Source organism: Pseudomonas sp. P135, from assembly GCF_020312125.1.
GTDB classification, from domain to species: Bacteria; Pseudomonadota; Gammaproteobacteria; order Pseudomonadales; family Pseudomonadaceae; genus Aquipseudomonas; species Aquipseudomonas fragariae.
The window spans coordinates 166,281-182,749 of sequence record NZ_JAGPYR010000008.1; the positions used below are offsets into that span (position 1 = coordinate 166,281).

The window sequence follows — 16,469 nt, forward strand, 5'->3', positions numbered from 1 at the left end:
CCTTTTATTGTGGTTGTGGCAGTACGTCAGCAGGTGCAATCCAGTGCAAATTGGCTTTCCGAAATCGGGTTAGCCCGATCGCCGCCCGGAAGGCTGAGGGCGAAAGTGATCTCGTTAACAGTGGACGAGCACAGCCCGGTCCATCATCCGGCGCGCAGGGCCAGCAGTTGTTCGACCAAAGGCGCGAGGTCGAGCGCGTTGACCGCATCGATTTGCTCGATCAGCGCCGCCGGCCAGGCGTGCATGCCGTTGCAGGCGCCCAGCATGGCACCGAGAATGGCGGCAATCGTGTCGGTGTCACCGCCCAGGCTGGCCGCCATGCACACTGCATCGAACGGACTGAGCTGGCTGCTCGCCACGCGGTGGGCGAGGGTGAAGGCAGCGACCACTGATTCCTGTGAGGCGACCGAGGTACCAATCACATCGTGCACCCGGTCGGCCAGCTGTTCGTCTGTGCAGTCAGCGCACAGTGCCTTGGCCCATTGAATGCGCGCGGCGATACGCCCACCCGCAACCCAATGGCCATGGCGTTCGGCACTCAGGGCTACCTCGGCGCCTGTCTCCAGCGCTTCGGCCAGGGGCGCGCCATTGATCCCGGCGGACACCACGGCCGCGACCGCCGCCGCGCTGGAGATGCCCAGCGTGGTGTTATGGGTGACCTGACAGGCTTGCACCACCAGCGCCATGAAGGCCTCGCGGTTGCTCACGTCGGCCGCGATGCCTACCGGGGTGATACGCATTGCCGCGCCATTGGTGGTGCCGAAGCGGCCAGCCTCTTCAGGGCTGTGGCCGTCAAGGATCATTTCAATCGCGCGCTTGGTCGAAGGCCCCAGCAGGTCGTAGGAGCCCTTGGCTTTCATCGCGGCTTCCCACTCGATCAGGCTGTGGGCCAATGCTGTCGGGTCAATGCTGCCGCCGCCGGCCACCAGCAACTGTGCCACCAGGATGGCCTGCTCGGTGTCATCGGTGATGGCGCCGGCCGGCATGTTGGGTGCGATCGGCTGGTCGGCATCGGCGCCGATCAGCGTAGTGATACGGCCATAGCGTTGCAGGATCAACGCGCGCGGCAGCGACTGCGTCGGCATGCCCAAGGCGTCGCCCAGGGCCAGGCCATAAAAGGCGCCCAGGCCTCGGTCTTGCAGAAATGTCGCGCTCATGTGGACGATCCGAAGGCGAGATGAAGGCGAAAATGCACAGGGTCCAACAGGCTCTCTACGTGCTCCATAAAACGTTCACGGCGGTCAAAGGTCGTGCGCACGGCCTTGAGAAACACCGTGCCGGGCTCGCGTGCCAGCAGCGCGGCGTCATCACGGTTCAAGGGGCCTGCGCCGATCCACTGGTCACCCTTGTCGCCAATGAAGCCGTGCGCGGCCATGGTCACCGTCAGTGACTGTTCCAGCAGGCCGTTTTGCGGCAGGTTTTCCAAGCCATCGACCGCCGGAATCAAGGCGCGCTCCAGGGAAACGATACTGCCGTCGGCGGCGATACGTCGGCGGTCCAGAGCCACCAGACTGGAAGTGCCCAGGCGCACTTCCATGTCGGGGCGTTGCACCGCCACCAGGCGCAGGATTTCCGTACGCACGCCAGCACCCGTATCGGCCAGGGCCTGGGCCCAGCCGGCACGCTGGTCCAGGCTGAAGCCGTCGTAGGTGACGATCGAGCCCACGCCGGTCTGCGTGGCAATGAAGTTACGCCGCTTGAGCTCGGACAACGCCTCGCGCAGCGTGCCGCGGCTGACGTTGAATTCCTGGGCCAGGAGATTTTCCCCGGGAAGCAGAGCACCGGAGCTCATCTGGCCGCTTTCGATACGGCGGATCAGCTCATTGATCACTTGGGTTTTCTTGTCGAATCGAACCTGTCTAGTCATGTACATTTTATAGTGGCATGTTGGATCGGAATGCAAGCTGTTTTTGCGTGGCAAGAGGAGTTCTACCCACAACTCACCGTGCCCCAGGAACTGTTCGAGATAGACCGCCGCAGCATCACCTATGCAGTGGACACCGCGTTCATTGAGCTGATGTATGGCATAGCCAACAAGAAGCTGGTGTACGTGATCGGGGAGATCGAACAGCAGACCGAACGCCCGCTCAGCACGCTGGCCCTGGCCGAAGCGATCAACGTCACTCGGCGCCAGCTGGAACGCTTGTTTCGCCTGCACCTGAACGACACTCCGAGCACTTCTATCTGGGCCTGCACCTGGAGAAAGCCCGGCAACTGCTGCGGCAAAGCGGTCTGAATGTGCTGGAAGTGAGCATCGCCTGCGGGAGGGGATTTGAGCTTTAGTATTGGACGTGGGCGGGCGTACGTGATCGGTATGCTAATCGACTCATTATTGAGTCTCTGATTAATTCAGAAAAACTGTATATTGCAGATTATATAAATCAAAGTCTGTTTGTTTTTCGATGGAATAATTTAACGCAAAAAAAAGAAATTATAATAAAAAGTAGTGTGGCTACAAACCTAGCCGAAAAGACGCTAAGATCAAAAAAATAATTAAGTAGAAGCAATATCCATACTGAATGAAAAGCCGCGCACGCAATCGCAAATGAATAAACTCTTGCGTTTGAAAAAAATCGTCCAGCTTTTTGTCGGTTCACTGTGTTTGTATTCCGTCTACTGTGATGGCGTCGGCGGCCCTATCTATGAATAATACAGCTCAAATAGCTTCGGAGTGGCTCTATCCGCATATTTGCTGATCTGGAAATCGCCAAGGGATACCGCTCCAGCAGCCGCTCCCCCATTGGAGCTGGCAGTCTGACTGATGGACTGCGTGTCGCCCCAACCTTTGTGTCTATCGTCAAGAGACTAGCCCTCAACACCATCAACATTCATAAACGCATCAAAAGGCATAGAACTCCCTGTTCTTCAAAAAACAAAATTGAAAAATAAGCTACATGTTAGTATCACTGCAGGATTCGTACTATCGCAGAATCCTACAATCACCTTCATTGCCCTATCTATCCCTCAGCGTAACATCCCACGGTCAGGTGCAAAACCATCCAAAGCATGCCCTCAGATGTGCCCCCCAACGAAGCAATCCTCTGAAAGTGAATAGACTTCCATGACCTATGAAAAGCCAAAAATAACCAGCTAAACAGCCTGCCCAACGCCCCCTAAAGACTATCCGGATCCCCAAAAAACATCTGAATCCGCGACCTCAACCAACGCTCCCCGGGGTCATTATCCTGCGCGCCGCGCCAGGCCATGTGCAGTTCGAACGTTCGGGTTTCAATCGGCAGGTCTTCAGAGCGAACGCCTCCCGCGGCAGTCAGGACCTGCGCCGCATAGTCGGGCACGGTGGCGATGATGTCGGTGCCGGTGAGCAGTGTGGCCAGGCCGTTGAACTGGGGCACGGCGAGGACGACGTGGCGTTTGCGGTCGAGTTTCTCGAGGTGTTCGTCGATGAAGCCGCTCAGGTCGCCGGCGAAGGAGACCAGTGCGTGGGGGCGGGCGCAGAAGTCGTCGAGGCTCAACGGGCCGGGTATCGAGTCGGCGCGCAGCAGTTGCGGCTTGCTCCTGCGCAAGACCTTGCGCTTGGCGTTGGCGGGCAGGTCCTGGGTGTAGCTGACGCCGACGGAAATCTCCCCGGAGGCGAGCAGGGGCGGCATGAGGATGTAATTGACTCGTCTGACCACCAGCACAATGCCCGGCGCTTCGGAGCGTAAGCGCTTAAGCAGGGTAGGCAACAGTGCGAACTCGACGTCATCGGACAGGCCGATGCGGAAGACCGAGGTGCTGGTCGCCGGGTCGAACTCCGAGGCACGGCTGACCGCTGTCGAGATGGAGTCGAGTGCCGGGGAGAGCAGAGCGAAGATTTCCGTCGCTCGGGCGGTGGGCTCCATGCTGCGCCCGGTGCGCACGAACAGTGGATCATCGAACAGGCCGCGTAGCCGCGATAGCGCAGCGCTGATTGCCGGCTGACCGAGAAACAGCTTTTCCGCCGCACGCGTGACGCTGCGCTCATGCATCAGGGTCTCGAAAACGATGAGCAGATTGAGGTCGACGCGACGCAGGTCGTTGCGATTCATGCGGAATATCTCGGGCCATTTGTCGGTTGAGGACGTGAGCAGGGTGCGATAGTACGAGCAAATGCGGGTCGGGGGCAGCGAAAATTACTGTGGGGGTTACTGAATGTCCACACGGCTTGCAATGTTTCGTCGACATGCGAACAATGGCGGCCATTACGCGCATCGACGCCCAGACGCTGTCTGGCTGCGCCGTGCAGCGCACAGGACACAATCGATGACAGGCATGTCGACTATTAATAGCCACCGATGGTGTTGCCGGCAATGCCCGGATAAAGTTTGTGGCATCAAGGTTCACCAGGCGAGGTTCTAAATGTCCCGCACGATCCGTTTTCACCAGTTTGGCCCGGCCGAGGTGCTCAAAGTCGAAGAGCATCCTGTCGCGTCGCCTGTCACCGGCGAGGTACAGGTGCGTGTTCAGGCCATCGGTGTCAGCTGGTACGACGTTCTTTGGCGGCAAAATCTCGCGTCTACCCAAGCCCGGCTGCCTGCCGGTCTGGGTTATGAGATGGCTGGCGTGGTTACCGCGCTGGGTGACGGTGTGGATGATCTGCAAGTGGGCGACAAGGTCGCCAGTTTTCCTGCGGCCGACGCCAATCAGCACCCGGTCTATGGCGAATCCATCGTCATGCCGCGTCGGGCGCTGACCCGCTATCCGGATGCGCTGACGCCGGTCCAGGCCAGCGTGCATTACACGCCGTATCTGGTGGCTTACTTTGCATACGTTGATCTGGCGCGTATCAAGTCCGGGCAGACCGTACTGGTCACCGACGCCAGCCACTGCTCCGGCCCTGCATTCGTACAGTTGGGCAAGGCGCTGGGGGCTCGGGTCATCGCCGCGACCAAGACCGAAGACGCCCGCGAGTACCTGCTGTCCCTGGGGGCCGACAAGGTGGTGGTCACCGAAGAACAGGACTTGTTGATGGCGATCAACAAGTACACCGACAACCGTGGTGTCGATGCCGTCTTCGATGGTCTTGGCGGTCCGCAGATGTCGATCATGGGCGATGTGCTTGCGCCGCGTGGCAGTCTGGTGCTGTATGGCCTGCAAGGCGGTAATCAGACACCGTTCCCGGCCTGTGCCGCATTTCAGAAGAACATCCAGTTCTACGTGCATTGCCTGGGCAATTTCACCGGCAAGCCCGAGCTGGGCATTACCCAGGATCAAGAAGCGCTGCAGCGTGCCTTGCAGGACATCAACCAGATGACTCGCGACAAGGTGCTTATGCCATTGCAGACGCGCAGCTTTCCGTTCGACCAGGTAGTGCAGGCGCACCGTTACATGGATGTCTGCCCGATTGGCGGGCGTGCGGTGCTGGAAGTCGAGGCGGTCTGATTCATCACCTCCTTGTCAGCGCGGGTTATTGAAAAGCCTTCCGAACGGAAGGCTTTTTGCATTCCATATTGCAAAAGAGCCGCCAGGCATTAAACGACGTCGAATGATGCACCTGTCAGTTTGCCGAGACGTGCAGAACTGTGAATGAACAGTGACAATAAAAACCCGCAACAGGGTCGACGTGATTGTTTATTTGAGTGTATGAGTTCTGTCAGTGAAAGCGATATTATAAATATCATGTCCTACGCGTCAGAATGAAATATTAACAGCGGCGGGTGCCCGGCAGCCTGTGGTGACGCCTGAGCGGCCTGGCTGCTGGGGTTGCAGGCTGTTAAGTTCAAAGGGAATCGCTTGTCGCCGGCGTTCGGTGACACCTTTAAACAGCGTGTTTAATCAGTTGAAAGTTCGCCCTGAACTGCACTGTTTTTCAATGCAAACTGTCTATTGTAATTGTTTTAAAGATACTGATAATGCGTCGGTAATTACCACTCAGGGAATGAGTCATGCTCGACTATAAATTGGGTTGTCAGCTTGATGTTCAATGTGCTGTCTGCACCGTGTCATGTCTTGAGCGACAGGCAGGTGACACACAATGAGTTCTATCCACGAACAGGCAATGAATTATGTCTACCAGCAAGTGTTGCAACGCTTGTTGGGATACTTCTCGCGAGCAGAGCGCACTGCGCTGCAGTTGTTGATCCAGCGCCTGATTGTGGCGGCTGGCGGCATTGAGCGAATTTCCGGCTTCAAGGTGCTGGTGGCGTTCGGTGGTGGCAAGGACAGTGCCTACACACTGGCCTTTTTGCGCGCTGCCCAGTTGAGTATTGCCTGCCGCTCGCCCGGTACATTCAGCCTGCGGGTTGCCAATCGGCGTCACGCGGGCATGACTCCTGCGGTGATGGATAACATCAACCGCACCTATTCTGCGTTGTTTCTCTACGACGACCCGCGTGTCGAGATGTTGGTGATCGACAATCAGTACACCCAGGCCTTCGAGCCGGACCTGCCTTTTTCCAGCGCGGGGCGTGAGCAGAATCGTCTGGACATGCTGCTGGGTGGGCACCTGTCTGCTGGCGACGCCCGCACCACGTTTTGCAATACCTGTTACCTCGGGCTGGCGGAGTTTCTGGGGCGCGCCCTGAGCTGGGGCAGTGGGGTTGATGCGGTGGTCAGTGGCGATTCGCTCAGAGAGCAGCGTCAGTACGCGACCTGGATCATGCGTCTGGCCCAGCGTACCGGGCAATACTCGGGCAGTTGGGGCAAGCAGACGCTGGCCAGCGTGCTCAATGTCATCGATACGATTGGCCAGGCCTACTACCACGAGCTGTACGGTGAGGGCGATGACAGCACGCCCGCAAGCCGAGCCATGGCGCTGCCTGAAAAAAGCAGCTCGCCGGCGTTCATCACCATTGCCGATCTGGTCAGTTGCAAGGCGGACGAACACTGGAACCTGCTGACCGAATTCCTCGATTTCCGCTTCGATGATCTGTCGTTCAGCTTCAGTGAATCCGATTGCGCCAACCCTTTGTTGATGGCCCACATGCGCGGCCTGACGGCGCAGTACCTGCAAGCGCGTACTTATGCCGACGGGATCGCCGAATACCTTGAACTGGCGACGTCACTGATGCGCAGAAAGCAGATGCCGCCACGATTGATCGACCAGACGCTGAGCGCTTATGCCGGTCGGGCGCGCATCGAGGCGCGCCGCGAGCTGGCATCGAGCTTCGCTCAGGAGGGCTTCGGCCTGAACGAGACTCAACTGGTGTGCATGCTGTTTTCGCCGTTCGTGGATCATGGCCATGGGCTGGAGTCGTTTCTGCGCAGTTGCCACCCTGGGATGCTGGTAGCGCTGCCGGATCTGCACAAGGCGCTGTCGGGTTCGACGGCGCCGGATCAGGTCATGCAGTGGCTGGTGGATATCAGCGGTTTGAGCCTCAAGTCGTTGCACAACCTCTACGGCAAGCAGCGGGTGAACTTCGACGACCCGCAGTCAATCATCGCCAGAATCCGCGCTGCCGACCCCGACAAGCGCCGGATCATGACCGTTGATCCGGCGACGGGGCAGGCAGTGGCCGAGATGCTCTCGGGACGCTGATCCGGTCGCCAAACATGACTGCTGTCGGTAAACGGCGTTGGTCATGCAGCGATGTTCTGAAGCCTGTTCTGGTTGAGCGGCGGGTACCTGCATGAAAAACAACACGGATTTCGCCTATCAGGCGGTCTACCGCTACCTGGTGCGTCTGGTTGACCAGCAGCAGGGCGAGCCGGCGCTGAAAATGCCGTCACTGCGACAGCTGGCGCAGCGCCTGAACGTATCGATATCGACGGTGCAAAGCGCCTATTCATTGCTGGAAAAGGAAGGGCGCGTCTATTCGCTGCCCAAATCGGGTTATTACTCGGTACCGCGCAGCTTGAATGCGCACGGTCACGTAGTGCCTGACGCAGACGGCGATCTTTTGCAGGCCCTGTACGCCAACGCCCGGCGTCCCGGCATGGCGTTGCTGGGTTGCGATGAGCCGGCGCTTTTGCTCGCCCAGGACAGTCCGCTGCCGGCGATGGAGCGCGAGCTGGGCAGGCATTACCCGCACCCGCGGGACCCGGTTTTTCAGCCATTCGGCGAGCCGGAACTTCGCACGGCGCTGGCCGCCCGGTACACCCGCGATGCAGCGCATTGCTGGCACGCTGACAATGTCTATGTTGCCGCTGACTTTCATGGCGCATTCAAGGCGGTGCTTGGCACGCTGCGGCTGCGCGGCGGCACGGTACTGGTGGAATCGCCCTGTGCCTGGGCGTTGCTGCGCCTGCTGCAATCGTTCGACATCCGGGTTATCGAGCTGCCGCTGGATGAGACCGGCAGCCTTGATGCGGTCCGGCTTGACGGCGTATTGCGCGGCCATGACATCGGCCTTGCCGTGTTGCCCGCGTTGCTGAACCCGGTGCGAGGCAGTGTGCGTCCGCAAGACAACAGCCAGGCTGTCGCCGAAGTGCTCAATCGTCATCAGGTCTGGGTGTTGGAAAACGACAGTCACGCCGGGCTGCAATTTGCTGCCGGGCAGGCCCCCTTGCGCGACTGGATCGACCCGCAGCGGCTGGTGATCATCGGCGGATTCGAGAAGAGCCTCGGGCCTGAAGCGCCCTATGCTTACCTGCTGTGCAAAAGCCTGGATGCGCATTGGCAGCAGTATTTCTGCCTGCGAGCATTCGAACTGCCGCCGCTTCGGCAAAGGGCCATCGCCAGGTTATGCAGCAGCGGGCGTCTGGACAGGCATCTGCTGGCGTTGCGAGAGACGCTGAGCAGACGCATGCAGGCGATAACGCAGCAACTGGATGAACAGACCGGCGGGACACTGCGCTATCAGCTGCCCGAGGGCGGCTGCGGCGTGTGGGCCGAGAGCGCTTACCGGGTGGACATGCGTCAGGTCTTCGTTGCGTTGCTGGCCCAGTCGATCGTCGTCAGTCCTGGCGAGCTGTTCACTTTGCAGAGCCGCTACTCGCAACATCTGTGGGTCAGCTATGCGACTGACTGGACCCGTGAACCTGGCAGGCTGCTGGGCGCGCTGGCAGAGGCATTAAGTCACGCTCGTCTGCCATAGGCGTTGACCTGGCAGGCCGTCGATCCATTTGTGTTTGCCAGACGTGGTGCAAGGTTGTTAACTGGACGCCTGTCCAGTATTCACAACCAACGGCTCCCCAGCGCAGTGACCCCGAACGCCCCCGTAAACCCTGATCCCGAGCCTGTCCTCGCCAGCGACCTGCCTGCACGTTATGTCGTGGCCGTGCGCGCGTTGTGCGAGTTTACCGCCAAGGTGGGCGACCTCGACCTGCGCTTCACGCCGTCACCCACGGCGCAGGAAGGTATTGCCGGGCACCGCACGGTCGCCGCGCGGCGCGGTGCCGATTACCAGGCCGAGCTGTCGTTGAGTGGTGATTATCGCGAGCTGACGGTAAGGGGCAGGGCGGACGGCTATGACGCCAGTCGCAATCAACTGGAAGAGGTGAAAACCTATCGCGGTGAACTCGACGCGATGCCCGCCAACCACCGTCAGTTGCACTGGGCGCAGGTGAAGGTCTACGGCTGGCTGCTTTGCCAGCGCCTGCAGCTTGAGAACGTGACGCTGGCGCTGGTGTATTTCAACATTGTCAGCGAGCAGGAAACCCTGATTCGCGAGCCGTTCAGTGCGGCCACGCTGCAAGCGTTCTTCGAACGACAGTGCACGATATTCCTCGGCTGGGCGCAGCAGGAGCTGGCGCATACGCAGGCGCTGCACACGACGCTGAGCAGCCTGAAATTCCCTCACGCGTCCTTCCGTACCGGGCAGCGGGTGCTGGCCGAGTCGGTGTACAAGGCCGTCAGTACCGGCTGTTGCCTGATGGCTCAGGCACCGACCGGTATCGGCAAAACGGTGGGCACGCTGTTTCCCTTGCTCAAGGCCGCACCCGGCCAGAAGCTCGACAAGATTTTCTTTCTCACCGCCAAGACGCCGGGGCGTCGACTGGCACTGGATGCGCTGGAAGTCATCAATTACAGCGCGCCGGAGCTGAAGCTGCGGGTCCTTGAGCTGGTGGCGCGTGACAAGGCCTGCGAGCATCCGGACAAGGCCTGTAACGGTGATTCCTGTCCGCTGGCCAGCGGCTTTTATGATCGTCTGCCAGCCGCTCGCTCAGCGGCGTTGACCTCGCCGTGGCTGAATCAGGCGGGCGTGCGCGATGTCGCCTTGCAGCATCAGGTTTGCCCGTATTATTTGAGCCAGGAACTGGCGCGCTGGGCTGACGTGGTCATCGCGGACTACAACTATTACTTTGACCTGAGCGCGCTGCTGTTCGGCCTCGCTCAGCTCAATCAGTGGCGCGTTGCGGTGCTGGTCGATGAAGCCCACAACATGGTCGAGCGGGCACGCCAGATGTACAGCGCCAGTCTTGATCAGAGCCAGCTGAAAGCCTTGATTCAGACAGCGCCGGAACCGGTGAAAAAAGCCTTGCAGCGCCTGGATCGCCAATGGAATGCGCTGCACAAGGCACAGCCCGGTGCCTATCAGGCTTATTCGGCAGCACCGGAAAAGTTCATCGGCAGCCTGAACCAGTGCATCTCGACCATCGGTGATCATTTCAACGAGCACCCGCAGGCCGTGGATGGCACGTTGCAGGGTTTCTACCTGGAAGCCATCGGCTTTGCGCGCATCGCCGAGCTGTTCGATGAGCATTTCATTTTCGACATCACCCGGCGCGAGGCGGGCGGCAAGCGCATTCTGTCGCGCCTCAGCCTGCGTAACGTCGTCCCCGCGCGCTTCATCCGCCCGCGCCTGACCGCTGCGCGCAGCACCGTCCTGTTTTCCGCAACGCTCAACCCGCGCCACTATTACGCGGACCTGCTGGGGTTGCCGGGCAACACGGCATGGATCGACGTGGAGTCGCCGTTTCATCACGATCAGCTCGACGTGCGGATCGTCAGTCGCATTTCCACCCGTTTCACCCATCGTCAGGCTTCATTGGCGCCGATTGTCGAATTGATGGCCGAGCAGTTCGACGCGCGGCCGGGCAATTACCTGGCGTTCTTCAGCAGTTTCGATTACCTGCAGCAGGTCGCCGAGCTGATGGCGCGCACCCACCCGCACATCAGCCTCTGGCAGCAGGCACGGGGGATGGGCGAGAGCGAGCGCCACGCGTTTCTCGACCGGTTCACCCTGAGCAGTCAGGGCATCGGTTTTGCCGTGCTGGGCGGCGCGTTTGGTGAAGGTATCGACTTGCCGGGCGCACGCCTGATCGGCGCGTTCATCGCCACCCTGGGGCTGCCTCAGCTCAATCCGGTCAACGAACAGTTCAAGCAGCGCATGGCGGCGCTGTTCGGTGCCGGTTACGACTACACCTACCTTTACCCCGGCGTGCAGAAGGTGGTGCAGGCTGCGGGGCGGGTTATCCGCAGCCAGAGTGACAGTGGTGTGGTGATGCTCATCGATGACCGTTTTGCCGAGCACAAGGTGAAGCAGTTGTTTCCAGCGTGGTGGCGGCCCGAAACGTCGATGGCCTGAGCTCGATTGCCGTTTTGGCGATTGAGCTGAAACAGAAGCAGATGCCGGGGATCAATACTCAAGCGGCGCTGTCGAACTGCCAGTAAACTGCGGCATCGATCATCTTGGCAGCTGCAGCAAGTCTTTATTTTTTCTCCGTATTTCATTTCTTCGTGGAGGTTGTATGAGTCTCAGTCCTTTCGCCGGCAAGCTGGCACCTGCGCAGTTACTGGTCGATATTCCGAGACTGGTCACGGCTTACTACACCGGCCAGCCCGATGCATCGGTGCCCACTCAACGTGTTGCGTTCGGCACTTCCGGGCACCGTGGCACGTCGTTTGACCTGGGTTTCAACGAATGGCACGTGCTGGCTATCAGTCAGGCGATCTGCCTGTACCGCAAGGCCAACGGCATCGACGGCCCCTTGTTTCTGGGTGCCGATACCCACGCGCTGTCCACCCCGGCTGCTGCCACCGCGCTTGAAGTGCTGGCCGCCAATGGCGTGCAGGTGATGATTTCGCAAGGTGACGAATACACCCCGACGCCTGCGGTTTCCCACGCGATCATCTGCTACAACCGTGGCCGTACTTCGGGCCTGGCGGACGGCATTGTCATTACGCCGTCGCACAACCCGCCGCAAAGCGGTGGCTTCAAGTACAACCCGCCCAATGGCGGCCCGGCCGACAGTGATGTCACCAAGTGGATCGAGAACAAGGCCAACGAACTGCTGGCCGAGAACGTCACTGGCGTTTCACGCATCAGCCATGAAAAAGCGCTGCGTGCCGATACCACGCACCGCCATGATTACGTCAACACCTACGTGGCCGACCTGAAGAACGTGATCGACATGGACGCCATCCGCAACTCGGGCCTGCGTCTTGGTGTCGACCCGCTGGGCGGCGCCGGAGTGAATTACTGGTCGGCGATTGGCGAGCATTACGGCCTGAATCTGGATGTGGTCAATAAATTTGTCGACCCTACGTTCCGCTTCATGACCGTCGACTGGGATGGCCAGATTCGCATGGACCCGTCCTCCAGCCACGCGATGCAAAGCCTGATCGGTCTCAAGGACCGTTATCAGGTTGCATTTGCCTGCGATCCGGATCACGACCGCCACGGCATCGTGACCCCGTCAGGTGGACTGATGACGCCCAACAGCTACCTCGCCGTGTCCATCGATTACCTGTTTCAGAACCGTCCCGAGTGGCGTGCCGATGCAGCGGTCGGCAAGACCGTGGTCAGCAGCGGCATGATCGATCGGGTGGCCAAGCGCCTGGGCCGTCGCCTGTACGAAGTGCCGGTCGGCTTCAAATACTTCGCTCAGGGGCTGTTCGAGGGCTCGCTGGGTTTTGGCGGTGAAGAAAGCGCCGGCGCCTCGTTCCTGCGCCGCGACGGTACGGTCTGGACCACTGACAAGGACGGTCTGATTCCGGCCTTGCTGGCTGCGGAAATGACCGCGCGTACCGGTCGCGACCCGAGCCAGATCTACAAGACCATGACTGAAGAACTGGGCGAGCCGTTTTCGACCCGCGTCGATGCCAAGGCCAACCCGCAACAGAAGGCACTGCTGAGCAAGCTGTCGCCGGAGCAGGTGACTTCCACTGAACTGGCGGGCGAGCCTATTCAGCAGGTGCTGAGCAATGCACCGGGCAACGATCAGGCGTTCGGTGGCGTCAAGGTCATGACCGAAAATGGCTGGTTTGCGGCGCGCCCTTCAGGCACCGAGGACATCTACAAGATCTACGCCGAGAGCTTTGTCAGCGAAGATCACCTCAAGCGTCTGGTGGCAGAAGCTCAAGTGCTGGTAGACGGCGCCATTTCGCCGAACTGATCAGCGCGCTGGCCGATGCCCGAAAAACCTCGAACCGCGCTCGGTTCGGGGTTTTTCAGCTTTTGCCCTGTGCGTCAGTCGCGATAGAACACCTGCACCAAGTGATAGCCGAATTTGCTCTTGATTGGCCCATGCACGACGCGCAGCGGCTTTTTGAAGATCACCTGATCGATGGCGCCGACCATTTGCCCAGGCCTGACTTCGCCCAGATCGCCGCCACGTTTGCCGGACGGGCAGCTAGAATGCTTTTTAGCCAGCACGTCAAACGCCTCACCCTTGGCAATACGCAGCTTGAGCTGTTCGGCCTCTTCGGCGGTCTTCACCAGAATATGGCGGGCTTGGGCTTTCATCTCGCAATATCACCTGCTGCAAAAGGCTGCCATTATGCCTGCTCTTGCTGAGCGACGCCCGCGCGTCACACGTGCCGTCCTGACGGTCGTGGTCTCTTTACTTCATTTTGTACGGTATTGATTATGGATTTCCCGGCGCTGTTGAAGATTCTGGCCAGTCAGGACGGATCGGACCTGTACCTCTCCACCGGAGCGCCACCGTGCGCCAAGTTCAACGGTGTGCTCAAGCCACTGGGCAGCGAAACCTTCAAGCCGGGGGAGGTCGCAGTCATTGCCCAGGGGCTGATGGACGAAGAACAGAAGCTCGAGTTTCAACGCGAACTGGAGATGAACCTCGCCGTTTCGATGGCGGGCATCGGCCGGTTCCGGATCAATATCTTTATGCAGCGCAACGAAGTGTCCATCGTCGCGCGGAATATCAAGCTGGACATCCCGCGTTTCGAAGACCTGTTCCTGCCGCCCGTGCTGCTCGACGTGATCATGGAAAAGCGCGGTCTGGTGCTGTTTGTCGGGGCCACCGGTTCGGGCAAGTCGACCTCATTGGCGGCGCTGATCGACTACCGTAACCGCAACGCCAGCGGCCATATCATCACCATTGAGGACCCGGTCGAGTTCATCCATCGCCACAAGAAATCGATCGTCAACCAGCGCGAAGTCGGGGTCGATACCCGCAGCTTCCATGCGGCATTGAAAAACACGCTGCGCCAGGCGCCGGATGTGATTCTGATCGGCGAGATTCGTGATCGCGAGACCATGGAGCACGCGCTGGCGTTTGCCGACACCGGCCACCTGGCGATCTCGACCCTGCACGCCAACAACGCCAATCAGGCGCTGGACCGGATCATCAATTTCTTCCCGGAAGAGCGTCGCGCGCAGTTACTGCATGACCTGGGCAACAACCTCAAGGCATTCGTCTCCCAGCGGCTGGTCAGAACCCCGGATGGCAAGCGCCGCGCGGCGGTGGAAGTGATGATGGGCACGCCGACCATTCGCGACCTGATCCAGCGCAATGAACTGACCGAACTCAAGGGCATCATGGAGAAGTCCGGCAGCCTCGGTATGCAGACGTTCGACTCGGCGCTGTTCAATCTGGCCGTCGAAGGGGCGATCAGCGAAGAAGAAGCCCTCAAGAACGCCGACTCGCAGAACAACGTGCGCCTGCGCCTCAAACTGCACAGTGAAGGCGGCGCCGGGAGCCTCACCACACCGCCGCCGGCCCCGACCGGCAGCAGCACGGCAAGCACCGCCGAGTGGGGGCTGGTCGATGATGACGCGCCGGGTCCGCAGGCGTAAATCAGAGACGCTCCTACGCCCCCCGGGCAGAAGCTTCGTTGTGGGCCAGATCATTCCGGATGCGCGGCCGCCAGCAATTCCTGCGTGTAGGGATGTTGCGGTGCCTCGAAGACATCATGGCTCGCGCCACGCTCGACGACTTTGCCATCCTTGACCACGATCACGTCGTGGGCGAGGGCTTTGACGACTGCCAGGTCATGGCTGATGAACAGATACGTCAGGCCATGCTTTTCCTGAAGTTCGCGCAGCAGCGCCACGACCTGTTTCTGTACGGTACGGTCCAGCGCCGATGTCGGCTCATCGAGCAGAATCAGTGCGGGTTTCAGCACCAGCGCCCGGGCAATGGCGATGCGCTGACGCTGGCCACCGGAAAATTCATGGGGGTAGCGATGCCGACTCTGCGGGTCGATGCCGACTTCTTCCAGCGCCCGAATGACCTCTGCATCGCATTTCGCCGGGTTGTACTGGCTGTGCACCTCCAGCCCCTCACTGATGATCTGCGCCACCGACATGCGCGGGCTGAGGCTGCCGTAAGGGTCCTGAAAGACCACTTGCATCTCTTTACGCCACGGGCGCATCTGTTTCTGACTCAGGCCATCCAGCGCCTGCCCGCGAAAGCGGATACTGCCGCGTGACTCCAGCAGACGCAGGATCGCCTGACCCAGGGTCGACTTGCCGGAACCCGACTCACCGACTATACCCAGGGTCTTGCCGCGCTCGATGCTCAGGCTGATGTCATCCACCGCCTTGAGGTATTCCCTGTGCCGCCGCAGGATGCCGCCGGTCAGGGAAAACCAGACCTTCAGGTTGTCGACTTGCAGCACCGTTTCCCGGGTGTCGCGTGGCAGTGGCTCGCCGGCAGGTTCGGCGTCCAGCAGCAGGCGGCTGTAGGGATGCTGAGGTGATTGGAACAGCGATTTGCAATCGGACTGCTCGACGATTTCACCGGCGCGCATCACGCAGACGCGCTGCGCGACGCTGTGCACCAGGTTCAAGTCATGGCTGATCAACAACAGCGACATGTTCAGGCGCTGCTGCAGCTCCTTGAGCAGCAGGAGGATCTTGCGCTGTACCGTGACGTCCAGCGCAGTGGTGGGTTCGTCGGCAATCAGCAGCTCCGGCTCGCAGGCCAGTGCCATGGCAATCATCACCCGCTGACGCTGGCCTCCGGAGAGTTCGTGCGGATAGGCTTTCAGGCGTTTTTCCGGCTGCTGAATACCGACCAGCTCCAGCAGCTCGACAATGCGTTTCTGCGCTTCACGCCCACTGACGCCGCGATGCAGCAACAATGTCTCGCCGATTTGCTTGGCTACGCTGTGCAGCGGGTTCAGCGAGGTCATTGGTTCCTGGAAAATCATCGCAATCCGGTTGCCACGCAGCTCGCGAAGGGTGCGGTCGTCGGCCCCCACCAGTTGTTGGCCCCGGTAGGTAATGCTGCCCGTGGTCAGGGTGCCGCTGCGGGGCAGCAATTGCAGGATCGAATGCGCGGTGACCGACTTGCCGGAGCCGGACTCGCCGACCAGTGCCAGGCACTCGCCGCGGCGCACATCCAGGCTCAGGTTGCTGACCACTTTCTGCCCATTGAAGGCGACGCTCAGGTCGCGGATTTCGATCAGGTTTTCCGACATG

Annotated in this window: 11 protein-coding genes and 2 pseudogenes; 7 read left to right on the plus strand and 6 right to left on the minus strand. The window is 60.1% G+C overall.

What is annotated here, in order from left to right; translation table 11 throughout:
- Positions 1-143: 143 nt before the first annotated feature.
- Positions 144-1,157, minus strand: a complete 1,014-nt coding sequence (locus KBY08_RS14820; RefSeq protein ID WP_003400821.1) for an ADP-ribosylglycohydrolase family protein — start codon at positions 1,155-1,157, stop codon at positions 144-146.
- Positions 1,154-1,873, minus strand: a complete 720-nt coding sequence (locus KBY08_RS14825) for a GntR family transcriptional regulator (protein WP_011268086.1) — start codon at positions 1,871-1,873, stop codon at positions 1,154-1,156. Before KBY08_RS14825 ends, KBY08_RS14820 begins: the two co-directional genes overlap by 4 nt.
- Here KBY08_RS14825 and KBY08_RS14830 point away from each other — a divergent pair.
- Positions 1,784-2,265, plus strand: a pseudogene (locus KBY08_RS14830) (helix-turn-helix domain-containing protein); the annotation flags it as partial. The gene KBY08_RS14825 and the pseudogene KBY08_RS14830 sit on opposite strands and share 90 nt — an antisense overlap.
- Before the next feature lie 387 nt (positions 2,266-2,652).
- Here KBY08_RS14830 and KBY08_RS14835 read toward each other — a convergent pair.
- Positions 2,653-2,850, minus strand: a pseudogene (locus tag KBY08_RS14835) (type VI secretion system tube protein Hcp); the annotation flags it as partial.
- Positions 2,851-3,113: 263 nt separating this feature from the next.
- Positions 3,114-4,028, minus strand: coding sequence for a LysR substrate-binding domain-containing protein (locus tag KBY08_RS14840; RefSeq protein WP_003347707.1), 915 nt, complete (start codon positions 4,026-4,028; stop codon positions 3,114-3,116).
- A gap of 310 nt (positions 4,029-4,338) precedes the next feature.
- Here KBY08_RS14840 and KBY08_RS14845 point away from each other — a divergent pair, with 310 nt between their 5' ends.
- From KBY08_RS14845 to pgm, 5 genes are all read left to right on the plus strand, one after another.
- Entirely contained in the window at positions 4,339-5,361 is a 1,023-nt protein-coding gene (locus KBY08_RS14845) for a zinc-dependent alcohol dehydrogenase family protein (RefSeq protein ID WP_111522291.1), read from the plus strand.
- Between the two features lie 592 nt (positions 5,362-5,953).
- Positions 5,954-7,456 carry a hypothetical protein gene (locus tag KBY08_RS14850; RefSeq protein ID WP_024641466.1) on the plus strand — a complete coding sequence of 501 codons (1,503 nt, stop codon included), beginning with the start codon at positions 5,954-5,956 and terminating at the stop codon, positions 7,454-7,456.
- Between the two features lie 91 nt (positions 7,457-7,547).
- Positions 7,548-8,954, plus strand: a complete 1,407-nt coding sequence (locus KBY08_RS14855) for a PLP-dependent aminotransferase family protein (RefSeq protein WP_111522289.1) — start codon at positions 7,548-7,550, stop codon at positions 8,952-8,954.
- Between the two features lie 105 nt (positions 8,955-9,059).
- Entirely contained in the window at positions 9,060-11,387 is a 2,328-nt protein-coding gene (locus KBY08_RS14860; protein ID WP_111522288.1) for an ATP-dependent DNA helicase, read from the plus strand.
- Between the two features lie 163 nt (positions 11,388-11,550).
- Positions 11,551-13,197 (plus strand): phosphoglucomutase (alpha-D-glucose-1,6-bisphosphate-dependent), encoded by a 1,647-nt coding sequence (gene pgm, locus KBY08_RS14865; RefSeq protein WP_011268077.1) that lies wholly within the window; start codon positions 11,551-11,553, stop codon positions 13,195-13,197.
- Positions 13,198-13,271: 74 nt separating this feature from the next.
- On the opposite strand, the gene KBY08_RS14870 is transcribed toward pgm, so the two are convergent.
- Positions 13,272-13,547 carry a peptidylprolyl isomerase gene (locus KBY08_RS14870; protein ID WP_002553334.1) on the minus strand — a complete coding sequence of 92 codons (276 nt, stop codon included), beginning with the start codon at positions 13,545-13,547 and terminating at the stop codon, positions 13,272-13,274.
- Positions 13,548-13,670: 123 nt separating this feature from the next.
- Between KBY08_RS14870 and KBY08_RS14875 the strand changes: the two genes are divergently transcribed.
- Positions 13,671-14,840 (plus strand): PilT/PilU family type 4a pilus ATPase, encoded by a 1,170-nt coding sequence (locus KBY08_RS14875; RefSeq protein ID WP_003400837.1) that lies wholly within the window; start codon positions 13,671-13,673, stop codon positions 14,838-14,840.
- A 50-nt stretch (positions 14,841-14,890) separates the two neighbouring features.
- Here the strand turns inward: KBY08_RS14875 and KBY08_RS14880 are convergent, their stop codons facing one another.
- A complete protein-coding gene (locus KBY08_RS14880) occupies positions 14,891-16,468 on the minus strand; it encodes an ABC transporter ATP-binding protein (protein ID WP_058822110.1) in 1,578 nt (525 codons plus the stop codon).
- Position 16,469: the final 1 nt, after the last annotated feature.